Below are 22,853 nucleotides of genomic sequence, written 5' to 3'. Positions count from 1 at the left end.
TTGTTAATTGCTCATTGTTCATTGTTTAAGCCCGTTTCGTTTCAATAAAGGTTCTATCGATGGCTCATGGCCTCTGAAAGAAACATAAAGTTTCATGGGGTCTTGGGTTCCACCTTTAGAAAGGATATTTTCCCTGAACTTCTGTGCTGTGGTTTTATCAAAGATACCATTTTGCAGAAACATGTCAAAAGCGTCGGCATCCAGTACTTCAGCCCATTTGTATCCGTAATAACCAGCGGCATAACCCCCGTCGAAGATGTGGCCGAAAGCAGTGCTCATGCAACTACCTTCCACCTCAGGAAACAATTCGGTGCGTTCCATGGCATCTTTCTCGAATTGTGCCACTTCCTGGTTGATTGGCTCTTCGATGGTGTGCCAGGCCATGTCGTTCATTCCGAAACTTAACTGACGAACGGTGGCATACCCGCTTTGGAAATTACCGGCAGCAATGATGTTATCCACCAGCTCACCGGGGATGGGGCCTCCGGTTTCGTAATGCTTCGCCACATCATGGAGCCACTCTTTTTGTTGTGCCCAGTTTTCCATAATCTGGGAAGGAAGCTCAACAAAATCGCGGTAAACCGATGTTCCGGCCATGCTTTCGTAAGTTACATCGCTCAACATTCCATGCAGAGCATGTCCAAATTCATGGAGGAAGGTGGTTACCTCGTTGTAGGTGAGTAATGAAGGTTTTGTGGAGGTGGGACGTGTAAAATTGGTTACCACAGAGATGTGCGGACGTACATCTTCTCCGTTCTCTTTGTATTGCTCGCGGTAGGAGGTCATCCATGCACCTCCCTGTTTACCTTCGCGCGGAAAGAAATCCAAATAAAGAACAGAGAGGAAAGAACCGTCTTCATCAAAGACTTCATAAGCCTGAACCTCTTCGTGGTAAACGGGAATTTCTTTATTTTCTTTGTATGTAAGTCCGTAAAGCCTGTTGGTAAGATCAAAAATGCCCTGTTTGACCTTTTCCAACTGGAAATAGGGTTTGGTCATTTCATCACTCACATTAAATCTGGCTGTTTTAAGTTTTTCTGAATAATAGGCAAAATCCCATCGTTGCAGTTGACCATCAAATCCTTCTTTTTTGGCAAACTCTTCAACTTCTTTCACCTCTTTCTGTGCGAAGGGCAGAGAGGCTTCCAGTAATTCATTCAGGAAGTTTTCCACCCTGGCAGGGCTTTTGGCCATTCTTTCGGTCAACACATAATCGGCATGGTTTTTATGGCCAAGCAAAGCGGCTCTTTCCATTCTTAGAGCCACTGTTTTTTTGATGATCTCATTGTTGTCGCGATCATTTCCGGTATTTCCCCGTGAAGTATAAGCTCTGAACATTCTTTCCCGCAATTCCCGGTTATCCGCATATTTCATAAATGGGAGATAACTGGGGATGTGAAGTGTGAAAATCCAGCCTTCTTTATTTTCCTTTTGGGCTCTTTGTGCTGCAGCTTCAATGGCATCACCAGGCAGACCAGATAAGTCCTTCTCATCCGTAATGTGAAGCTGAAAACCATTGGTTTCTGCAAGTACATTTTCTCCGAATTGAAGAGAAAGTCTGGATAATTCAGATGAAATTTCACGGTACCGTTCCTTGTCTTTTCCGTTAAGCAAAGCACCTCGTCGGGCAAATCCTTTGTAGGTATTTTCCAGAAGTTTCATTTGCTCATCTGTCAGTGATGAAGCGTTTTTATGTGCTTCATACACTTGTTTTACACGCTCAAAAAGTTTTTCGTTGAGCCAGATGTCGTTGGAGAAATCAGAGAGCATCGGGGAAACCTCGCGGGCAATGCTTTGTATTTTGTCGTTGGTTTCGGCAGAATTGAGATTAAAAAAGATGCTGCTGATACGTCCCAGAAGTTCTGCTGCCTTTTCCATTTTTTCAATGGTGTTTTCAAACGTTGGTCCTTCCGGGGTGTTGATAATTTCCTGAATGTCAGCCCTGCCATCTTTTAATGCTTTTTCAAAAGCAGGCATGAAGTGCTCTTCTGTCAGTTGGTCAAACGGGGCTGTCTGGTGCGGTGTGTTAAATGATTTTAATAGGGGATTATTATCGGCCATATCAGATTTATTTTTACATGCAATATTCATAAACGCAATACTTGTAAACACTGCGAAGATAATAATATTTGATCTTTTCATGGGGTGTATTATTTGTAATAATTCTTAATGGTAGAATGTCCTGTTATTAAATGGCAATTTTAATAATTAGGCGGGTTTAAAATTATGATGAAAATCAATGGCTGTCACCTACAACTTAAGCTCCTTATTGGTTTTGGTGCGACCAATAAGAGAGGGGGCGGTGGGGGATCTCACACCCTGACTGCTTCGCCCTCAACCTTTCAGCCTTGTTTACATCCTGCCTGGCTAATCATTTAAGGGAGGGTAGATGAAAAATCTTTAAAAAATTGTAAAGGTTTAAAAAACAAATCAGAGTTGATGCCGTTTCTTTAAGTAAAGAAGAAAATTCTGGTTTCAACGAAACCGGATGGACATATTATCGTAGAAAAAACTCATATAAAGGGTCGGCTATATAAATTGTTGGCTGGTAAGAAGTAATTTTGAAAATCTATGTTTATGAATTTGTTGAAGAGAACTTTAATGGTGGTGGTTGCAGGCTCTCTGAGTATTGCAACAATGGCGCAGGAGCCATTGCGTGATTTTTTTCAGGCAGGGAAGGCAAATGCCGAAGTGTTGACAAAATCCTATTTGCGCCCATATGGCGAGATGTTAGGCACATCTCTGAATGCAGGCTGGTATAATACTGCTAAGGTACACAAGCTGGGTGGTTTTGATCTTACTTTTAGTGTCATGAACTCAGTGGCACCTTCTTCTGCAAAAACTTTTGATGCGAATAATATAGGTTTGTCGAATGTAAGTGTGTCAGGCGACGGAATTGCGCCTACAGTTGCGGGTGAAATGGATTCACGTCCTTCTATTTCACCTGTTGGTGGTGATAGCGAAGGTGTTCAATTTGTTTTGCCCAACGGTTCCGGAAACGACAAATTACCATTGCCCATGCTTCAGGCAGCTGTTGGTTTGCCTTTCAATACCGAAGTGATGGCCCGTGTGGTTCCCAAAATGAAATTTGGTGATGCCGGAGAAGTGAGTGTACTCGGGTTTGGGGTGAAGCACAGTTTAAAAGATTACATCCCTTTTGTGAAAAGGGTTCCGTTTCTTCAGCTTTCACTTTTGGCGGGATATACCAGTTTTGACAGTTCTACGGATATCCCGGGAACTCCACAGGTTGAAGTGACTGATGGAGCATTGGATATCTCTTCCGGTGCTTTTACCTCGCGTCTGCTGGTAGGGGCTAATTTCCCTGTGATAGCCATTTATACAGGTGTAGGGTATGGCTCTGCCAATAGTGATTTTTCTGTAAATGGTCAATATGACGTGAATGTGGAATCGTATCAGAAGACTTTTACCGATCCCTTCACATTGGGATACAAAACTTCTGGCATTGATTTTAATGCAGGGCTCCGGCTACGCCTCGGATTCCTGGCCTTACATGCTGATTATACTGTTGCCGACTATTCGGTGTTGACAGCCGGTGTCGGTATTAATATCCGTTAAATCTGACCAGATCAGTTAGCGGTTTTCGCTTTTTTGGAGGTATCTCAGCCTCTTCGGGCCTTCCAATCGGCAACAACACTGCCGGTTCAATGTGTCCGGGGAGGCTGAGTGCTTTTACCACCTTTGATGGTTCAAAATTGCATACCCAGCAGGTTCCCAGCCCTAATTCTGCTGCTCGCAGTGTGATGTGATCAGTGGCAATGGCCACATCGATATCGGTATGGTCTTTCCCGTCGTTTCCACGCTTCCATGCAGTCTCATGATCTCCACAAATGACAATGACCTGAGGGGCTTTTCTGAACCATTCACGTGGATAAGCTTCGTGAAGTTCTTTAAGTTTTTCCGCTTCATTGACCACAATGAAAATGAAAGGCTGCTTATTGACCGCTGTTGGGGCAAGTCGTCCCGCTTCCAGTACTCATTGAGCAGTTCTTCCGAAAGCAGTTCATTCCTGAAACTTCGAACGGAATGTCTTGTTTGCATTAGAGGTTTAAAATCCATGGTTGTTGGTTTTATTTATACAAATATGCAAAAGTTTTGACGGCCATGTTGGGTTTTATTATTTTTTGTATTTTTGATTAAAATTATCGTGTTCATGTTCTCAATAGTCCGTTAAACTTTTCCAAAACTCTGAAAGTTAAGGTTTTAATACCTACCGAATTGTTTTTGTAAAATTAAGAATTTCAGTGTTGTACGATTTCTTTAACCTCTGACTTCTAAAAATCTAACGATCTATTATGTTCTTCATTCTTTCCAAAATTTTTAACGTACTTTTTTCGCCGTTGGTTTGGGTGTTCCTTCTTTTGTTGGCGGGTCTTTTTTTTTAAAAAAAGGGTTCGGAGAATTATTCACTTTACAGCAGTAGGTATTCTGTTGTTGTTTTCCAACTCTGCTTTGTTTCAGGGAGTGGTGCGACTTTGGGAGTCAACGCCTGTGGAGGTTTCGGATTTATCAGGAAACAACCGGATTGTTGTGGTGTTGGGAGGAATGCTGAGTGAGAATCAGCATAACGGCTTGCCACGTTTTAATCAGAGTGCTGATCGTTTTTGGCAGGCTTTCTATTTGCTCAAAACAGGAGTTGCTGATACGCTGATCATTTCCGGAGGATTGGGGACATTGTTTGATAAGCAAAAGCCCGAAGCTCTGATGTGGAAGGAATATCTTGAAGAGACAGGCCTCCATTCCGGAAATATTTTGACAGAGTCTGAATCGAGAAATACCTATGAAAATGCTTTAAATGCTGCGAAAGTTTTTAAGGAGATGCAGGTATCCGCCAATATAATTCTTGTAACTTCGTCTTTTCATATGCCACGTGCCCGTGCCTGTTTTGAGAAGCAGGGATTTAACGTTGAAACTTTTCCGGCTGATCCGATAGGAAGTACGCGTCCGCTAAAATGGAAAGATTATATTATTCCCTCTGCAGGTGTATTGGAATCATGGAGTACTCTTTTCAGAGAATGGGCAGGCATTGTAATGTACAAAGTGAATGGATATATTTGAATTTACCATGGCTAAACATGTTATTCGCAATATCGGGCTTTTTATCTTGTTGATGATTGTTTCTTCCTGTGATGAGTTGCTGACCATAGATGTGGTCGGGGATGGCAATCTGAAACAGGAAGAACGCAATTTGTCGGTCTTTAATGAAGTCTTGCTTGAAAGTTCAGATTTTGAAGTGATTTTACGCAGCGGAGAGCGTCACAAAGTGCTCATTGAAACTGATTCTAACTTGATAGCTTATGTTTCCACAGAAGTAGTAGATAATCAACTTTTGATAGGGACCAGGACAAATTTTGATATACAGGCCCGTGAGCGGGTGATGCTAACTGTTTATTATCCCGGAGAATTTTTATCTGCAGAAACTGTCAGTGGCGGCTTACTAAAGACTGATTCTCTGGTGCTCGATCGATTGAAATTCTCTGTTTTTGGTGTTTCGAAAGTGCGTACAACGGATACATTAAGATGCGACATTTTTGAGTTGTACTCCGATGGAAGTACCAATGTTGAGATAACCGGCATTTTTAATCAGTTAAATGTGCATCAGCAGGGTAGTGGAAATGTTTTATTTTCCGGTGCTTCGGGTTCCGGGGATTTGTTGTTGGAAGGTTCGGGTAAAATTGATCTGCGGGATTTGTTGATGACAGATGCTGAGATTGAATTGCTCGGCAGCGGCTTGGTACTTTGTAACGTGACAGGTCGCTTGAGTACCAGGATTTCGGGCAATGGCAGAATTTATTATTATGGCCAACCGGAATTTCTGGAAAAAGATATTGAGGGTGAAGGGATGGTTTTACCCGGTAATTAAAGAGTGTTTGTCTATAAAGTACCATTTACTGCGTTACGCTTGCCCGAAAATTACTCATTTACCCGAGTAAACTGCGTGTTTTCGGGCTTCGCAAGCCTTGTAACTGGCACTTTCTTGACAAACACATGACCAAAACCAAATTTTGCTTAGTTTATAGACGGACTTTAAAGAGGCTTTATTGACTTCCTGAATTTGTCAGAAAATACAGTATTTGTAGAAAAATTATATACAGCCACACACAAAACCCTCTGCCAGTGAATCAAGCGCATCTTTTTCGGCTTTTTTTTCAGCATCGGTTCCTTTACATTCTTCACAAACCGGAAGGTTGGTGCGCGCATTGAAAGATTTGTTTTGACTCTGTGACAAATCTTTTTTGCAAACAAAGCACTCCTGCATGATGTTTTTTTGTTCACTCATTGGGATGTTTCTTGTGTTTTGACGGGTGCAAATATAACAAGAAAGTCAACAACCCGGGATCATTTCCATTTTTGAATGAAAGAGCCGTGCGGATCAAATTTTTTGGTCTGGGTTTCCAGATTGAACTTTCTGTTGACGCGGCTGTCCGTTCCCCGACCACTCTGATATGCCCAGTTTCCATAATTGCTGTAAACATCATAGTCGATGAGCAAGGACTCGAACCAGGCAGCGCCCCATTGCCAGTTTACCTTTAATTCTTTGGCAAGATAGAAGCTGACAAGCATTCGGCCGCGGTTACTCATAAAACCGGTCTTTTTAAGTTCGTGCATGAGTGCATCAATTATGGGTTGCCCTGTTTGACCGGATTTCCACATCTCAAAGGCTTCATAGTCGTTGTACATCCCATGGGGAGGTTTTCGGAGTCCGTTGGTGGCAAAGAATTTATTTCCGTAACGCAAAAAGAGAAATCTGAAATTATCCCTCCATATGAGTTGTTCTGTAAGTGTGTTAAAGCTTTCTGAATATTCAGGGTGCTTTTCCTTTTCTTTATGCAGATGTTGGTAAAGGAGTCTTGGTGATAAAGCACCATTGGCCAGCCAGGGAGCCAGAAAGCTGCTAAAATTGGCTCCTTCAAATTGATTTCGGGTGTCGGCATAATGGGCAGCACCTCCTGAGCTTATATACTCCCGCATTCTTTCAAGCGCATTGCTTTCTCCACCTTTGAAAAGCCCTGTTATATCCGGCTTCATCCATTCATTCAAGTCAAGCTCTGTTAAACCGGGGGGCAAAGACATTTTTGATAATCTTCTGAGTTCACCCTCTTCCGGAGTGTCATGAGGTGATGGAATAAATGGTTGGTTAAGAACTTTGTTTTTGAATTTGGTATAATAGAACGGCGATTTTTCTACCGGAAAATCAACCTGATCGGGTTGGTAAAGCATACTTCCCCAATGTAACTCAAGCGGTATGTTTTGGTTTATGCGACTCTCAATGGTTGTCTCTTCACTTGCGATCTCGCGTTGTGCTACTATTTTTGAGCTCCCGGTGTGCCGGATAATTTTTCTGAGAATGGCTGCCGTATCTCCTTTAAAGATATAGAGTGTGCTGCCATATTCATCGAGTGTTTTCTTTAAATCGGCCAGTGACTCTGCAAGAAACTGCTTCCTTAACCTGCCGGTTCTGGGAAAATTCAGTTCCCGGTGCGAGGATTCAAACCAGATATCGTCTGCAATAAATACCGGTATTACCGGACTTCCCTTTGACAAGGCCTTTTTCAGGGCAGGGTTGTCGTGGATTCTCAGGTCGTTTCTGAACCAATAGATTATGGAGGAGTTTGACATATCCTTATTGTTTAATGATGAGTTGTGATTTTTTAAACAAAAAAAACAGGTAAGAGTTCATGAAAAAAGGATATCCGTTAATCAGGCTAAACAAAAAAAGATTTATATTCGCAGGCTTTTTTAATTTTTATACGCTGATGGAAGGACTGTTGCGTCATCGCAACCGTATGGTTGAGCGGAATCGTTTGGAATATGGAATTTCTTACGATGATATCAACTGGATTAATTACCGGGATGCTCTGGAGCTTGAGTTGGAGCGGGACTCCCTTCTGAGTGATCTGAACGATCAAATACAGTTTGGCTATAAGGGATCCAAAACGGATGTATCCCGACTTTCTCCCGGATGTAAGCTTTGTGCTGAGGGCCAGTGGAGCTGCTTGTTTATCAACGGGAAATGTAATTGTAAGTGTTTTTATTGCCCGGCTCCCCAGAATGAATTGGGATCTCCTGTAACCCAAACATTGACTTTTGAAGATCCTTACGAATATGTTGATTATCTGAGACAGTTTGATTTCAAAGGTGTTAGTTTTAGCGGTGGTGAGCCTTTTCTCACCTATGATAAGATGCTTCGCTTTTTAAGGGTTTTGCGCAAAGAGTTTGGAGATCAACTTTACATCTGGGGATATACCAATGGCACTTTGGTGGATGAGAAAAAGCTGAAAACACTCGCTGACGAGGGACTGAATGAACTTCGATTTGACATTGGAGCTACTCATTACGATTTACGGTTTGTAAAACAGGCACTGGGCATCATTCCAAATGTTACCGTTGAAATTCCTGCGGTCCCTGATGAGGTTGACCTTATCACTAAGAGTGCAAGGGAATTATATGACCAGGGTTTGTCTTTTTTGAATTTGCACCAGCTTAGACTGACCCCCTATAATATGGGTAAGTTGATGTCACGCGGGTATAAAGTTGCCCATGGACCCCGCGCCACACTCCCTGAAAGCGAGATTGCCGCGCTTAAAGTTCTGAAAAATTTACGGGCTGTTTCAACCGATCTTCCCGTAAATTATTGTTCGTACGTCTATAAAAACCGATTTCAAAAGTCAGGGCTCAGACACAAACTGGCCCCACAAAGTCTTTTAGAGTGGGAAGATATCACTGAAAACGGGCATATTCGCAATTTGTCGATTGATATGAAAAAATACCCCAAAGCCCTTGTTGAGCTGGAGCAGGCGTTCCCTTCTGGCGAAAAGGGCATCCAACTCGACAACGAATCGGGCCGTTTTCGTTTCAAACTGCAGCATTTGTCCCGAATTCCTGCCTCTTTACCGGTTGAATTGGGCTATCGTGATGTAAGAATCTCTGAAATGCCCGGTGAAATTCCTGATTTCGAGGAAGTGAAACTGCAGGAAACACGAAAGATATTTATTGAAACGGCCTTTGTCGTTAATGATATGGAAATCCTGCCACCCTTACGCGGTATATTGGAGCGAATTGCTCAAGGAAATGCCCGTCCGGAGGAGTGGTATGCCTCAGACCAACTTTTTTGGATTGCCCATTTCGAGATAATTGAGGAAGGGTTATCGGAGTACTATTAATCCCCGCCAACTGGAGGTACCACCATTTTATCCCGTAATTCAGAAGCTTTTTCGGGGCCATAAAGGTTGGCAATTATTTCTATGGAAAATTCCATGGCTGCACCGATTCCCCGGCCGGTTATTATGTGACCGTCTGTGATGGCCGGGGCGGGGTAGTGGTGTGCCTTTTTTAGATGGTGTTCAAATCCGGGGAAGCAGGTAGCTTTTCGACCTTCCAGCAGGCCCATTTCTCCTATAATCATGGGGGCTGCACAGATTGCAGCAATCCATTTCTTCTCCTGGTAATATTTTTTGATTAAATCTGTCAGCCGCACATGATGCTGTAAATTCCGGGCTCCCGGCATTCCACCCGGAAGGATGATGATGTCTTTTGCATCAATGGGTTTGCCCTCAAATACACGATCGCAAACAATGGTCAGTCCATGAGCTCCCGTTACGCTTTTGTCTTCTGTTATGGAAATCAGTTCCACTTCTGCTCCGGCTCTGTGGAGTACATCAGCAGGAGTGAGGGCTTCAATTTCTTCAAATCCCGGTGCAATAAATATGGCTGCTTTTATCATTTTCTTGAATTTTTTAAGTTCCACACAATTCAAAAGTTAAGGATATTCTGGCTTCCTGCCAAAGGAATTCCTTCCTTTTTGAAACAACAAAACACCGCCTGAAAATCATGTTTCAGGCGGTGGTAAAATGCTTTAACAATTTTATTGTCAGGCCACCGACTCACAGTTGGCTACTCAAGAACTCACAACTCACAACTCACAACTCACAACCCACAACCCACAACTCACAACCCACAACTCAGAACTCGGAACCCAAAACTCAGAACTCACAACTCAGAACTCACAACTCACTCCCCCCTCAGGAAGATTTTAAATTGTACTGAATCTGTTCCTTAACTCTTACGGCCAGTGAGTCGTAGGTGTCTTCTCCGGGATAGACCGGCTTCAGAAATTCAATGTCCACTTTTTTAAATGGTTTAGGGAAGAAACTGCCTTTGGGAAGAGCTTCAAAAGCTCCCCGGATAGAGACCGGTACAACCGGAATGTTCAGCTCGCGGCTCAAAATGGCAAATGTCTTCTTGAACTGCCCAAGCTGTCCGTTTTTGGTTCTTGTTCCTTCAGGAAAGATAATCAGGTTTTTATTCCGCTTCAGCACTTCGGCCATTTTTTGGATGGAAGCCTTCAGGTCGTTGTTGAGGTCCATGATGATGATATTGTTCCTGTTCGCGAGGAACTTCAACCATGGAGTCTTCACATGCTTCTCTTTGGCATAAAAATAGGTCTTTTTTATCTGCCTTGTGCGGAGGTAGGATGCCACAAACAACCCGTCAAAAAAGCTTTGATGATTGGGTGCAATGATACAAGGTCCTTCCGGGATGTTTTTCATTCCCCATGCATTGAAACGGAAGTAGGAGTGGAAAAACAATCGCGACAAACGAACCATGATACTTCCTGTAGCCCAGGTTTTGGGGAGCTGCAATGGTACTTTCTCCCGAAGAATGGCTCTCCAGTTGATTTTTTGCTCTTCCACTTTTGTTTTCACTTCTCTTACGTGTTCTGCAAGCAGCAGCACATTGTTGAAGCGAAGCATTTCCACCGGATCAATCTTAACACCGAAAGTTTGGTTGAGGTAAGTTTCAAATCCAACTTTATCAAGGGAATCCAATCCCAGATCCATTTCCAGGTGGTAGTGCGGGAGCACGTCCCGACCTTTTTCCCTGGAAAGGTAATCGGTTATCATTTTGTACTCTTCAAAATCAGGAAGCACTCTCGGTTCAGTACTCTTCTCTTCTTCCAGGGCAAACTCTTCCAGTTTAAATCGTTGGAGTTTGGAAAGTCTTGTTCTTGGCAGATCCTGATCGGTGAGATGAAAGCGCATGATTTTCTTGTACGAAGAGACCTGTTGGTTGAACACATCAATTACCTTCCAGCGCATGATGTCTTCAATGTTCTGTTCTTCTGTTTGGCCGATTGCACTCTTTTCAGGAACAATGACGGCCTGAAGCATATCATCCTTGAAAAACACCCCGCATTCGCGTACCAAAGGCGAATCTTCCAGCTTGGTCTCCAATTCGGAAGGATTGACATTTTTCCCGTTAGAAAGAACAATGATTTCTTTCTTTCGCCCGGTAATAAACAGATAGCCTTTCTGGTCCACATGTCCCAGGTCGCCGGTAAAGAGACGACCCTCTTTTAATACTTTATCCGTCTCCTCGGGTCTGTTGTAGTAGCCCTGCATAATTTGCGGACCTTTGATGGTAATTTCTCCGTCAATACTCTCAATAATGGTTCCTGGAAGAGCTTCTCCCGGCGAGCCAATGAGAACACGCCCGGGACGGGTAAAAGTAATCATTGGTGCAGATTCTGTCATTCCGTATCCTTCCAGCACCTCAAATCCCAGAATCTGATAGTCTCGTGCAACTTCGGGATCCAGCGCAGCTCCTCCGGAAACCAGATATTTCAGATGACCACCCATTTTTTGATGGGCAGCCTTAAATATGGTCTTGGAAAAGGAGGGACTGTTCAGTTTTCCTGCGATGGAAAACAGAAGTCTGGCAACTGCACTAGCATTGATTTTATCTTTAATACCTTTGCGGATGGCAGCATACAGTCTTGGTACTCCAAGGAGAATGGTGATTTTATTGTCCTGAAGTGTTTTGATGATATCTTCGGATGCCATGGAAGGGCTTATGGCAACGCTTCCACCGGCGTAAAGAGGAATAATCATGGTTCCCATCAATGGGAAAATATGATGCAGCGGAAGCAGCATCAGTGTCCTGCTTGCCGAAGTGAAAATTTTAATATCGTGGGCAACGCCTTTGATGTTGGCCATCAGGTTATTGAAAGACAACATGACACCCTTTGGGCTGCCGGTGGTTCCCGAGGTGTAAATGATGACAGCGGTCTGGGTCTTATCAGCAATTTCTATATCGTTGATTGATGACTTCTCCTGCTGAAGAGTAATTTCGTCTGCAAGGATGATTTGGTTGTCAATGGCCGCTTTGGTAATGGCCTCTTTTATTACCGGCAGACTGCCTGCAGAAGTGAAAATCACTTCGGGTTGGCAATCATTGAGAATAAAGGCGACCTCATCGGGGGTAGCCAGATAATCTATGGGTACTGCAATTCCCCCGTTTTTCCAGACTGAATAGAATGCGTAAACCCATTCCGGTCTGTTTTCCATAAAAATAGCAACCCTGGCCCCTTTGCTGATGTTGTATTGATCTGCAAATTGTTCTATGTTTCCTGTCAAACGGCTATAACTAATGTAATCACTTCCGTAAGTGATGGCCGTTTTATTGCCCATGTTCTTTAGCATACTCTTATATCAATAATTGAAGCCGCAAAAATAGATATTTTGCGGCTGTTTGCACAAATGCTTTAATAATTAAACAATTATTATGCCATTTGGTTCTGCTTGTTACTTCTTCATTTTTACGGGTTTGGACTTGTCGGGAAGGATGAGGTTCAATAAAACGCCGGTTACTGCTGCCAGACCGATTCCGGCCAGTGAGAAATTGCCAAACCGGATGACAGCACCACCTATTCCTACGGTTAGAATCACTGAAATAATAACCTGATTACGTGTTTTATTGACATTTGTTTTAGAATCGATCAGCGTTTTTATGCCAACACTGGCAATCATACCAAACAGCAATAGCATAATGCCGCCAAGAACGGCCCCCGGAATGGATTCCAGAAAGCCACTTACTTTTCCCAAAACGGAAAAAGCAATGGCGGTAATGGCTGAAATTCTCAAGACCACAGGGTCGGTAACCTTGGTGAGCGAGATTGCTCCTGTTACTTCTGAATAAGTGGTGTTGGGAATACTACCCATACTTCCGGCAACAGCGGTGGCAATTCCGTCCCCCAGCATGGTGCGTTGCAGCCCCGGGTCCTTAACATAGTTTTTACCTGAAACTGCGCCAATGGCGTACATGTCGCCAATATGCTCAATTAGCGGGGCTATGGCAACAGGAACCATATAGATAATGGCAGACCAGCTGAAAGTTGGTGCCTGAAATGCAGGTAGTGAAAACCAGGGGGCTTCCGTGATCTTTGTAAAATCTACATCCCCTGTAAATATAGAGGCTACATATCCGGCGATGATTCCCAGGAATATGGGGATCAGTTTTATCATACCTTTGGCAAAAACCACAACTATAATGGCAGTAAGTAGTGCTATCAAAGCCAGAAGCCAGTTTTGCGAGGCCATATCCACACCTGTTGAGGCCAGTGATAGACCAATTACGACAATTACAGGTCCTACCACCACCGATGGAAACACTTTGTCAATCAGAGCAGGTCCCCGCCATTTTACGATGGCCGACATGATGGAATAAACGACTCCTACAGCGATTATTCCCGACAGTGTTCCTGCAAAACCAAACAGTCGGGTGGCCTCAACGATGGGAGCTACAAACGCAAAACTACTTCCCAGGAAAACCGGTACTTTTCCTTTGGTGATAAGATGGAAGATAAGTGTTCCGATTCCTGCAGTAAACAATGCAATGGATGGGCTAATGCCGACTAACAGCGGAACCAGGACTGTGGCTCCGAAAGCTACAAATAAAAACTGGATGCCAAGAATGGTCTTTCTGGGAAAGGAAAGCGGACGATTTGAATTCATTGTGTTTTTTTGTTGGTTTAAAATCGGTCACGAAAATATAAACTCTTGATGTAAACACTTCTATAAATTGTTAAAAACTTTTCACAAAAGGTTGTAACTTATTTCCCCATGATGGCGTCAGACTTTTGTTTGAAACTTTAAATTTACTGATATGAAGAAAATGTTTTTGATTTGGGCTTTACTTTCCATAGTTGTTGCCGGAGGATTTAATACGGTTGCAGGCCAGGAGAGAGAAGAGCGCCGGATCTCCGGATCTTTTGATGAAGTGAGCGTTTCCTCCGGGGTGGACTTGTTTTTAAAGCAGGGGGAGGACTATGAAATTATTGTGGAAGGAGATGGTGATGCAATCGATAATCTTGTAACGGAGCTGGATGGAAGTCGTTTGAATGTTTATTTCAAGTCAAGTTTTTTTAGCTGGTTTTCAAAAGGAGATGTAAATGTTTATTTAACCATGCCTGACGTTTCAAAATTGTCATCCTCGGGAGGAGCTGATTTGAAATCAGTAGGGGAGTTGAGGACCGATCGCATTGAGATTAATTCCTCAGGAGGTGCAGATGTTGAAGTAAGTGTGAGGGCTGCCTCCATAATTCTGCACTCAAGCGGTGGTGCGGATCTTAGTATTGAAGGCCAGACAGAGGTTCTCCATGCAGAGTCAAGTGGAGGTGCCGACATTAATGCCAGGGAACTTCATGCGAAGAAAGTTTTTGCTTCCGCTTCAGGCGGTGCCGATATTGAGGTATATGTAACTGAAGAGATTGAAGCTTCTGCCAGTGGCGGTGCCGATGTGGACTATTATGGCTCCGGAAAAGAAGTAAAGATAAGCGAGTCGGGTGGAGGAGATGTGAGAAAACATTGAACTGGTTCAGACCCGTTTGATCTATCGGAGGTCCCTGGAAGGGGCCAATTTGAATTACCCCGGGTGGGTAACCCGGGGGTAGTTTTGTTTATTACAAAAATCTGTCATTGCGAGGGCTCAGCCCGAAGCAATCGTTAAACATTCACACGCAACTATAAACTTAAGCCATATTTTGTCGTAAGTGCTTGTTGGTATAATGATAAAAAAAATCCGCGGGAAATTCATCCTGCGGATTTTTTATAGAAGAGCGTTTACCGGGTGCGTTCAAATTATAGACAAAGGGTATGTATGGTATAGGTAAAGGAACGCGTTCCACAGCAAAGCTCCTGTGCAAATTCAATTTATTGTTTCGGCTAAGAAACTATTGCAAAATTAAACAACTCCCTGGGCAAGCATGGCGTTTGCTACTTTTATGAAACCGCTGACGTTGGCACCTTTCACATAGTTAACAAATCCACCTTCTTCCTTACCATGCTTAACACAGGCGGCGTGAATATTTTTCATGATGGTTTTCAGTTTTTCATCCACTTCTTCAGGTGTCCATGAAATGCGCATTGAGTTTTGAGACATTTCAAGTCCTGATACGGATACTCCACCTGCATTGGCTGCTTTTCCAGGTCCGAAAAGGATTTTCTTCTCATGGAAAAGATCAACTGCCTCCGGAGTAGAAGGCATGTTGGCTCCCTCTGAAACACAGATACATCCGTTTTCGATAAGGGTGTGTGCATCGTCTCCGTTTAGTTCATTCTGAGTTGCCGAAGGTATGGCTATGTCACATTTAACGCTCCATGGTCTTTCACCTTCGTGATATTCAGCTTCTGGATATTTTTCTGCATATTCTTTAATCCGTCCGCGAATAGCATTCTTAAGCAACTTAACGTATTCCAGTTTCTCTGCATCAATACCTTTGGGGTCATAGATGTATCCGCTGGAATCAGAAAGGGTAACAGGTTTTCCGCCCAGCTCAAGGACTTTTTCTACAGCATACTGGGCAACGTTTCCTGATCCACTCACAGTAACAGTTTTTCCCTTGAAGCTTTCGCCTTTGGTTGCCATCATTTCCTGTGCAAAGTAAACAGCACCGTAACCGGTGGCTTCAGGACGAAGCGGACTTCCGCCCCACTCAGCACCCTTTCCGGTAAAGGTTCCCTGGAAGGCATTGGCCAGACGCTTGTACTGACCAAAAATGAATCCGATTTCTCGACCCCCAACGCCAATGTCACCGGCTGGTACGTCTGTGTTGGGGCCAATGTGACGCTCCAATTCAGTTACGAAAGACTGGCAGAAACGCATCACTTCATTGTCTGATTTTCCTTTAGGATTGAAGTCTGATCCTCCTTTTCCTCCACCCATGGGGAGTGATGTAAGGCTGTTTTTAAGTACTTGTTCAAAAGCAAGAAACTTCAGGATACTTTGGTTTACTGAAGCGTGAAAACGAAGTCCTCCTTTGTAAGGCCCGATGGCGCTATTCATCTGCACACGGTATCCTTTGTTTATCTGAATTTCGCCCTGATCATCAACCCAGGGTACACGAAAACTGATTATTCTTTCCGGCTCAGTCATTCTTTCCAAAACCTTGTTTTTCATCAATACAGGATTTTCAAGAATAAAAGGAGCAAGGCTTTCTACTACTTCATGAACTGCCTGATGAAATTCCGGTTCATTTGGATTTTTGGCTTTTACATTGGCCATAAAATCCTCAACGTACTTTAGTACTTTCGAATCATTCATAAGAAATATGTTAGAGGTTTTGACTTTTTGGATGTGCAAATGTAATAAAAAATGTGTTTTTACTTAATAAAATGAAGTGAAAATGTGTTTTTATTGATAATTTGTTGAGTAATTCGCATTTTTTCGAGACAAAACTCTGTTTTAGTATTATGTTCGGGTAAATTTAGTACAACTTTCGGCAGGTCGTCAAATTATTTTGGAGTGTGGGCTGCTTATTATGAGGATTCATATTTTTATCGTTAATTTGGTTGGTGTTTGCGCATTCTATGAAGAAGATTTATTCTCCTATAATTGAACTATGTTGTATAAACACCTTGTATTTTTGATGATCACGACGATGATTATTTCGGGTTGTGACAATAAGGATAAAGTGAGTCTCAGAACCGGCGATTTGCTTTTCAGGGGCAAAACACCATCTGCTTTTTCCACAGCCATTGATGATGTTACGCAAACCGATGCAGGCAAGCATTTTTCTCATGTGGGACTTGCAGAGGTGGTGGATGAAGAAGTTTTTGTCATTCATGCCGAAGGATCCCGGGGCGTTTGTCGTGAGCAGTTGTCGGATTTTATGTCTGATCCCGAAGGGAATCAGCTTTATGTGGAAGCTTATCGTTTGAAAGGAGACAAAAAGCGTGTTGTTGATTCTGCTTTAGTGAGAGCTTCATCGCTGATTGGAGAGCCCTATAATTATAGTTATATTATTGAGGATCCCGGGTTTTATTGCAGTGAATTAATATGGTATGCATTTGCAACGGACTCTGTTTTTTCTCTGGAACCCATGACTTTTAAGGATCCGGCTACCGGAGAATTTCATGATGGCTGGAGGAAGCATTATTCCAGACTAGGGATTGAGATCCCAGAAGGACTTCCGGGATGTAATCCGAATGGTATGGCTGCTTCTGACAGACTAGATTTGCTGGGTGTTGTGGAGTCTCAGCCTTAGCTACAATCATAGCCACAGCCTCAGCCTCAGTCACAGCCACAACCTCAACCTCAGCCTTGCCATCAACCTTAGCCTCAACCTCAACTTTAGCCTCAGCCTCTTACTGCTACGGCGGTAAATAAATTTCATGAATTTTATTTACGAACAACCATGACTTATAACGTATATCAGATTGACGCCTTCACCGACCAGACTTTTAGTGGCAATTCTGCAGCTGTGGTGCCACTAGACACATGGCTTCCTGATGAAGTATTGCAAAACATCGCTATGGAGAACAACCTCTCCGAGACAGCTTTTTTTGTTCCGGAAGAACGGCAATATTACATACGGTGGTTTACCCCTGATGTGGAAGTTAATCTTTGCGGACATGCTACCCTGGCATCTTCTCATGTGCTTTTTAAGCATTTGGGATATGCCGAAAAAGAAATCAGGTTCAGGTCCAGGAGTGGAAATCTGACCGTTCAATTAAAAAATGAGCAATATGTGCTCAATTTCCCCGCCGACAAACCGGTAAAACAAAGCTATTCCGAAATGTTTTCATCGTGTTTTGATCGTGTTCCTGATGCTGTGCTGAAAGGAAGTGCTGATTATCTTTTCGTTTTTAATGATGAGCAATTTATAAGAGATGTCCGTCCCAATCTGGATGCCATTCGCAGGCTAAATGCTGAAGGGGTTATCATTACTTCCCGAGGCAGTAGCAATGTTGACTTTGTTTCCCGGTTCTTTGCACCTCAACTGGGCATTCCTGAGGATCCTGTTACCGGATCGGCACATACCGTTTTGATTCCTTACTGGTCCGAAAATCTTAAAAAAGATGAGTTTCTTGCCCATCAGGTTTCAAAAAGAGGAGGTGTTTTGAAATGTAAGTATCTGGAAGATCGTTGCGAAATTGGCGGAAATGCAGTTACTTTTCTGGAGGGTACTATCCGGTTGTGAAATTAAAGGTTAAACGCAGGTAAGCATTTACGGGGGCTCCCGGGTAGTAGTATCTGGGCAGGGAATTTCCGAAAGAAGGGGCATTAACCAATACCATGGCAGCGTAATGCTGATTGAAAAGGTTGTTGATTCCTCCCTGAAGAGATGCATAGGATGAGTTTCCCGTATGGATGCGCCGGGAGAGAGACAGATCAAAAACATGATGACCGCCGTACTTTTTTGTGTTCGCATCATCAAGAAATAGGGAACCTGAATGTTTCCAAGTGAGCTGAAGATGAGTAAGATCTTTATACCCAATTTTTAAACCTGAACGCAGATATTGCTCCGGAACACCCGGTAGTTGATTACCGGAGTAATTTGTGTCATCATCAATGAACGTTTTAAATTTGTTTTTCATCCAGGTATGATTGATGTTGAGGGTGGCAGACCAGGGGGAAAGCCCGGAAATAATTTTCATATTCAACATCGATTCTATTCCATAGTGGTTGGTTCGTCCTGCATTGATCCCATAAAAGATTTCTTCGGTTTCTCTTTTGGTAACCAATAGGTTGTTTAAAGCAACGTAATAGGCTGTAATGTCAAAATTTAAGCGGTTGTTGAGCAGGTTGCCCCTGATTCCGGCATCGTAGTTCCACCCTTCTTCAGGTTGCAGATTCGGATTAATATATCCTTCCGGAAGTAACGTCTCTTCCACACTTGGAGGCGAAAAACCGTGACCACCGGAACCGTAAACGGTAATTTTGGTGGTTAAATCGCCGGTAATGCCAAGACGAGGTGAGAAAACCGGATTGTAACGGTAGTTTCCCGAAATATCTTCGTCATCGGAGAAATTGTCTGTCAGTTGAAATTTCAAAAAATGAAGATTGCCACCAGCGGTTAATTGCCATTTGTTGGTAAGACTAAAATCTGCTTTTGCAAAGATATTTACAAAAAAGCGGGTTTCAAGATTGTCGGAGAATAGCTCTCCGGGTGTGCCTTCATCTGTCTCAATGAGTTGCCAGTCGTATCGTTCATTGAAAACTTCGACTCCTGAAGTGAGTCTGCTCTGACCAATGTTGATAGAGAATTCATCCCGAAAACCATAAGTCAGCATCCGGTCGTCGAGAATGTTGAAAGGCCTGCTTTCATAGGCATTGATGTGATTCAGGAAAACCGAGATTTTATTGGTGCTGTTGTTGAAGTCTGATTTTAAAGTCAGACCGCTGAGCCATTTATCGTATTTTTCATAGCCGCTTACAGCGAGCCAGTTGGCTGCTGCTTTGTGTGGTGAATCCCTGTAGTCGGATTCGTTGATGGAACTGGGAATCTGAGCATTCAGACGCGTATAATTGGTTAAAAAGAAGAGTGCATGATTTTTGAAATGATGCCGGAACAAAAGCTGCCCGTTCCAGCGATTATAATTGCTGTTCTCTCTGAATCCGTCGGTTTGCGTATGGGCAATATTGGCCTTCACAATGGATCTGTTCCTTCGCAAGCCTGTATTTACCAGGGCTTTTGTTCCGTCAAAGGGGCCGTATTGCATTACTGTTTCTGCGGAAAACGGAGTTGTTTGCGTGTGGTCGGGGTGAAAAATAATGACTCCTCCCAGACCACTTCCGTACAATGCTGAGGCAGGGCCTCTTACAATTTCCGTTCTGGCAATGTTACTCATCTCAAGGTCCTCCACAGTGGTGTTTCCATCTCCCGAAGTGAGTGGTATGTCATCCAAATAAGCTCTTATGCGGGTGGTAGCATAGGGGGAGCGACTGCCAATGCCACGAATCATTATACGTCCTGTGTTTAGTGCCCCTTTTTGCATGAAAACCCCCGGCGATTGTTCCAGTATTTCTATTGCCGAAAGATTGGGCTGTATGGAATCGGCAGTAATGAGAGAAAAACCTGCAGGGACTTTTCTGCTTCGATAATTGAGAAGTGGTGCAGAAACGGTAATTTCATCTATGTTATGTTCTGATGGTGTCAGTAGAAAAAACAATTCGCGGTTGGGTGATATATGTTCCCTCATGCTTTTGTAATCGGGATGCTCCACGATTACCCGAATGGAGGAGTCTCCCTGAAACGAAAAATGTCCGGACGGTTCACTGATAGCAATTATTTCGCCGGAGTGCTGTATGGTGGCTCCGGATATAGCCCTGCCTGTTTGGGCATCGATGCAACGGCCAAAAAATTGCCCGTAACTACCGGTGGAAAAAACCGGTAGTACGAGCAGAAAGAGTATTCTTAAAAATAATTTTATCAGTGTAAAATTCATCTAAATCATTGGTCTGATGGAACTCACATGTAAAAAAATATACATTGTCTTTTGTGGCATCCCTTGCCATGCTCGTTTCATCCGTATAAAATCTGTCTATTATGGTCGGACGGAACTCGTAATCTTTTTATTTGTGTTCTTATGAGGCAATCACTTCGTGTTCGTTAAATATAACGTTGATTTCCGTACGAGACTTTTCAACCCTTGTTCACTAATTGTTGTGAACTTCCCTTTCGGGGGATTTAGGAACACTGCTTTATCAATTCACAGGAATCAGCCTAAAGACATAGCCCGGTTTTTCGACCCCAATGTAGAGGTAACCGTCCGGACCTGTTTCTATGGAGCGCACGCGACCTGCTTCTCTAAGCAGAATTTCATCTTTTACTGCTTCCTGATTGTTTAAGGACGTACGTACCACATACCTGAAACTCAATGATCCTGAGAAAATATCGTTGGCCCACTGAGGATAAGTTTCAGCATCCGCAAAAGCCATCCCGCATGGAGCAATGGACGGCGTCCACTGCAGTACCGGTTGTTCCATGCCTGCCTTGACAGTATCTTCAGTAATGATGGTTCCGTTGTAATTGATGCCGTAGGTAATCTCCGGCCATCCGTAATTTTTCCCTTTCTCGATGATGTTGATCTCATCCCCACCTTTGGGACCGTGTTCTGTTTCCCATAAAACTCCTGTTTCGGGATGAAAAGCCAGTCCCTGAGGGTTGCGGTGACCGTAGGACCAGATGCTGGGCATGGCGTCTTTTGTATCAACAAACGGATTGTCCGATGGAATACTTCCATCATCATGGATGCGATGAATTTTTCCGCAATGGTTGGTTAAATCCTGTGCATTTGGCGGATTTCCACGCTCTCCGACAGAGAAAAACAGGAAGTTGTCCTTATCGAAGGCCAGCTGGCAGCCAAAGTGTACGCCACTGCGTGTATTGGGTTGTGCCTTGAAGATTTCCTCCTTGTCGATGAGTCTGTTGCCATATAACTGTGCTCTCATTATTGCTGTGTTACCGCCTCTTCCTTCAGGTTTGGAATATGCAAGGTAAATCCATCCGTTCTCTTCGTAATCGGGGTGGAGTGTAATATCCAGTAATCCTCCCTGTCCGTTGGCATACACTTCCGGAACCTCTTCGATAAGTCCCTGGAAAGTTTTGTCTTTAAACCTGAAAAGTTGTCCGCCTCTTTCAGATACGAGCAGGTCTCCACCGGGTAACCAGGTCATTCCCCAGGGAATGCTCAGGCCTGATGCCACGGTATCAATCCGGAAGGATAAGTTTTCACTTTCCACGACCTCGGGAAATCCCGGCCGGTATTCGTGCGCTTCCGCATCGTTTTTGATGTCTGTAAGAATGTGTTCTGCTAATGCTTTCGTTTCCTCTTCAGAGAAAACCTCTCCGAATGCAGGCATTCCGGTTTCATAATCTCCTTCACGTATGATGCGCTCCATTTCGCTTTGAGGCATGGCAAACATAGCTTCCCGGTCTTCTCCGGCGAATCGTTCCATATACATACCGTGGCAGCTGGCACAATAATTTTCGTAAAGTTCTGCTGCCGGGCGTGGTCCGTCATTAGCTTGTTGTGATGTGGAAGATGCACAACCTGTTGATGTGGTGGAGGAAAGAATCAGCCACATAAGAATTGCAAATGCGGAGAAAACTCCCGTGAGGGTAATGTGTCTTTTTTCGAGCATGACGATTAGGTTTTAGAAGTGGAAATGTTATTCGTCAGTGTTTGTCAGAAAGCTATTATCTAAACACTTATTTGCTCCTTTTGTTTATCAGAACTTTAATTCCACTTCTGCCAGAATGCAGTGCGGTTCTCCGGAAGAGTCGGAGGAACTGGCATCAATGGCATCACCCCAATTATCAATGGCCCGCTCCTCCTTTTTCATTGGTCACAACACGACCAATGAAACGAGCATGGCAAGGGATGTCACCAAAGACAATGTATAAATTCCTTGCATGCGAGTTCCATCCGACCTTGAAAAATTAATTTTATACGGATGAAACGAGCATGATATTTTTTAAATATAAATCACAAGAGAACATGTTTAAAAAATATTATGCGAGAGCGAAGCGGTTCCATTCGTTCTCAAATTTTTAATTAGTTTTTTATCAGATAATTACAAAATTTTAAACGAATGAAAAGGGGAGATTGATTTATTATAGTTTTCCCGGGGCGCTGCCCCAGGCTATTGCTTTTAAACCTTCGGTCTTTTAAAAACAAAGCTTCGCCTTTTTAATGTAACATTTTGTAGTTACCTAAATGGGGAAAAACTCACGTTTTGGGAGAACTGAGCTATTCATAAATTACTTTCAA

General features: G+C 43.3%; 17 protein-coding genes. 7 read left to right on the top strand and 10 right to left on the bottom strand.

Annotation, left to right across the window (positions count from 1 at the left end; genetic code table 11):
* Window positions 1-18: 18 nt before the first annotated feature.
* The gene (locus tag BY457_RS07905; RefSeq protein ID WP_258176665.1) at window positions 19-2,061 is read right to left on the bottom strand and encodes a M3 family metallopeptidase; all 2,043 of its coding nucleotides are present in this window, start codon (window positions 2,059-2,061) and stop codon (window positions 19-21) included.
* Window positions 2,062-2,577: 516 nt separating this feature from the next.
* Between BY457_RS07905 and BY457_RS07900 the strand changes: the two genes are divergently transcribed.
* The gene (locus BY457_RS07900; RefSeq protein ID WP_258176664.1) at window positions 2,578-3,576 is read left to right on the top strand and encodes a DUF6588 family protein; all 999 of its coding nucleotides are present in this window, start codon (window positions 2,578-2,580) and stop codon (window positions 3,574-3,576) included.
* Here BY457_RS07900 and BY457_RS07895 read toward each other — a convergent pair.
* Complete coding sequence (locus tag BY457_RS07895; protein ID WP_258176663.1) at window positions 3,563-3,934, bottom strand: nitroreductase family protein; 372 nt, start codon at window positions 3,932-3,934, stop codon at window positions 3,563-3,565. The two genes, BY457_RS07900 and BY457_RS07895, sit on opposite strands and share 14 nt — an antisense overlap.
* Window positions 3,935-4,449: 515 nt before the next feature.
* Between BY457_RS07895 and BY457_RS07890 the strand changes: the two genes are divergently transcribed.
* On the top strand, window positions 4,450-5,076 hold the full coding sequence (locus tag BY457_RS07890) for a YdcF family protein (RefSeq protein ID WP_258176662.1): 627 nt from the start codon (window positions 4,450-4,452) through the stop codon (window positions 5,074-5,076).
* A complete protein-coding gene (locus BY457_RS07885; protein ID WP_106152790.1) occupies window positions 5,063-5,881 on the top strand; it encodes a head GIN domain-containing protein in 819 nt (272 codons plus the stop codon). The genes BY457_RS07890 and BY457_RS07885 overlap by 14 nt, the downstream gene beginning before the upstream one ends.
* Before the next feature lie 222 nt (window positions 5,882-6,103).
* On the opposite strand, the gene BY457_RS07880 is transcribed toward BY457_RS07885, so the two are convergent.
* Both BY457_RS07880 and BY457_RS07875 read right to left on the bottom strand, forming a co-directional pair.
* Window positions 6,104-6,298, bottom strand: coding sequence for a hypothetical protein (locus tag BY457_RS07880; RefSeq protein WP_106152789.1), 195 nt, complete (start codon window positions 6,296-6,298; stop codon window positions 6,104-6,106).
* 59 nt (window positions 6,299-6,357) lie between these two features.
* The gene (locus BY457_RS07875; protein WP_106152788.1) at window positions 6,358-7,638 is read right to left on the bottom strand and encodes a DASH family cryptochrome; all 1,281 of its coding nucleotides are present in this window, start codon (window positions 7,636-7,638) and stop codon (window positions 6,358-6,360) included.
* A gap of 59 nt (window positions 7,639-7,697) precedes the next feature.
* Between BY457_RS07875 and BY457_RS07870 the strand changes: the two genes are divergently transcribed.
* On the top strand, window positions 7,698-9,182 hold the full coding sequence (locus BY457_RS07870) for a radical SAM protein (protein ID WP_258176661.1): 1,485 nt from the start codon (window positions 7,698-7,700) through the stop codon (window positions 9,180-9,182).
* Here BY457_RS07870 and BY457_RS07865 read toward each other — a convergent pair.
* From BY457_RS07865 to BY457_RS07850, 3 genes are all read right to left on the bottom strand, one after another.
* Window positions 9,179-9,742, bottom strand: coding sequence for a DJ-1 family glyoxalase III (locus tag BY457_RS07865; RefSeq protein WP_106152787.1), 564 nt, complete (start codon window positions 9,740-9,742; stop codon window positions 9,179-9,181). The genes BY457_RS07870 and BY457_RS07865 overlap by 4 nt on opposite strands.
* A 298-nt stretch (window positions 9,743-10,040) precedes the next feature.
* On the bottom strand, window positions 10,041-12,500 hold the full coding sequence (locus BY457_RS07855; RefSeq protein WP_258176660.1) for an AMP-binding protein: 2,460 nt from the start codon (window positions 12,498-12,500) through the stop codon (window positions 10,041-10,043).
* Window positions 12,501-12,602: 102 nt separating this feature from the next.
* On the bottom strand, window positions 12,603-13,811 hold the full coding sequence (locus BY457_RS07850) for a uracil-xanthine permease family protein (RefSeq protein WP_106152785.1): 1,209 nt from the start codon (window positions 13,809-13,811) through the stop codon (window positions 12,603-12,605).
* A 151-nt stretch (window positions 13,812-13,962) separates the two neighbouring features.
* On the opposite strand from BY457_RS07850, the gene BY457_RS07845 reads away from it, so the two are divergent.
* On the top strand, window positions 13,963-14,667 hold the full coding sequence (locus BY457_RS07845) for a head GIN domain-containing protein (RefSeq protein ID WP_106152784.1): 705 nt from the start codon (window positions 13,963-13,965) through the stop codon (window positions 14,665-14,667).
* Between the two features lie 372 nt (window positions 14,668-15,039).
* On the opposite strand, the gene gdhA is transcribed toward BY457_RS07845, so the two are convergent.
* Complete coding sequence (gene gdhA, locus BY457_RS07840) at window positions 15,040-16,398, bottom strand: NADP-specific glutamate dehydrogenase (RefSeq protein WP_106152783.1); 1,359 nt, start codon at window positions 16,396-16,398, stop codon at window positions 15,040-15,042.
* Window positions 16,399-16,723: 325 nt separating this feature from the next.
* Between gdhA and BY457_RS07835 the strand changes: the two genes are divergently transcribed.
* Entirely contained in the window at window positions 16,724-17,341 is a 618-nt protein-coding gene (locus BY457_RS07835) for a YiiX/YebB-like N1pC/P60 family cysteine hydrolase (protein WP_258176659.1), read from the top strand.
* A gap of 150 nt (window positions 17,342-17,491) precedes the next feature.
* Entirely contained in the window at window positions 17,492-18,277 is a 786-nt protein-coding gene (locus BY457_RS07830) for a PhzF family phenazine biosynthesis protein (RefSeq protein WP_106152781.1), read from the top strand.
* Here BY457_RS07830 and BY457_RS07825 read toward each other — a convergent pair.
* Window positions 18,264-20,525: a TonB-dependent receptor gene (locus BY457_RS07825; RefSeq protein WP_106152780.1), complete on the bottom strand. Its 2,262-nt coding sequence runs from the start codon at window positions 20,523-20,525 to the stop codon at window positions 18,264-18,266. The genes BY457_RS07830 and BY457_RS07825 overlap by 14 nt on opposite strands.
* 259 nt (window positions 20,526-20,784) lie before the next feature.
* Entirely contained in the window at window positions 20,785-22,224 is a 1,440-nt protein-coding gene (locus BY457_RS07820; RefSeq protein ID WP_106152779.1) for a PQQ-dependent sugar dehydrogenase, read from the bottom strand.
* Between the last annotated feature and the right edge of the window lie 629 nt (window positions 22,225-22,853).

This window comes from Marinilabilia salmonicolor (assembly GCF_003003035.1).
GTDB lineage: Bacteria > Bacteroidota > Bacteroidia > Bacteroidales > Marinilabiliaceae > Marinilabilia > Marinilabilia salmonicolor_A.
The sequence above is the reverse complement of the archived record's forward strand: the minus strand, read 5'-3'. Positions and strand labels throughout refer to the sequence as shown.

Bases quoted from the DNA above. Each gene is read 5' to 3' on its own strand.
- BY457_RS07885 (WP_106152790.1), top strand. From the start codon at position 5,063: ATGGATATATTTGAATTTACCATGGCTAAACATGTTATTCGCAATATC.
- BY457_RS07845 (WP_106152784.1), top strand. From the start codon at position 13,963: ATGAAGAAAATGTTTTTGATTTGGGCTTTACTTTCCATAGTTGTTGCC.
- BY457_RS07900 (WP_258176664.1), top strand. From the start codon at position 2,578: ATGAATTTGTTGAAGAGAACTTTAATGGTGGTGGTTGCAGGCTCTCTG.
- BY457_RS07875 (WP_106152788.1), bottom strand. From the start codon at position 7,638: ATGTCAAACTCCTCCATAATCTATTGGTTCAGAAACGACCTGAGAATC.
- gdhA (WP_106152783.1), bottom strand. From the start codon at position 16,398: ATGAATGATTCGAAAGTACTAAAGTACGTTGAGGATTTTATGGCCAAT.
- BY457_RS07850 (WP_106152785.1), bottom strand. From the start codon at position 13,811: ATGAATTCAAATCGTCCGCTTTCCTTTCCCAGAAAGACCATTCTTGGC.
- BY457_RS07905 (WP_258176665.1), bottom strand. From the start codon at position 2,061: ATGGCCGATAATAATCCCCTATTAAAATCATTTAACACACCGCACCAG.
- BY457_RS07835 (WP_258176659.1), top strand. From the start codon at position 16,724: ATGATCACGACGATGATTATTTCGGGTTGTGACAATAAGGATAAAGTG.
- BY457_RS07830 (WP_106152781.1), top strand. From the start codon at position 17,492: ATGACTTATAACGTATATCAGATTGACGCCTTCACCGACCAGACTTTT.
- BY457_RS07865 (WP_106152787.1), bottom strand. From the start codon at position 9,742: ATGATAAAAGCAGCCATATTTATTGCACCGGGATTTGAAGAAATTGAA.
- BY457_RS07870 (WP_258176661.1), top strand. From the start codon at position 7,698: ATGAAAAAAGGATATCCGTTAATCAGGCTAAACAAAAAAAGATTTATA.
- BY457_RS07825 (WP_106152780.1), bottom strand. From the start codon at position 20,525: ATGAATTTTACACTGATAAAATTATTTTTAAGAATACTCTTTCTGCTC.
- BY457_RS07820 (WP_106152779.1), bottom strand. From the start codon at position 22,224: ATGCTCGAAAAAAGACACATTACCCTCACGGGAGTTTTCTCCGCATTT.
- BY457_RS07880 (WP_106152789.1), bottom strand. From the start codon at position 6,298: ATGAGTGAACAAAAAAACATCATGCAGGAGTGCTTTGTTTGCAAAAAA.
- BY457_RS07855 (WP_258176660.1), bottom strand. From the start codon at position 12,500: ATGCTAAAGAACATGGGCAATAAAACGGCCATCACTTACGGAAGTGAT.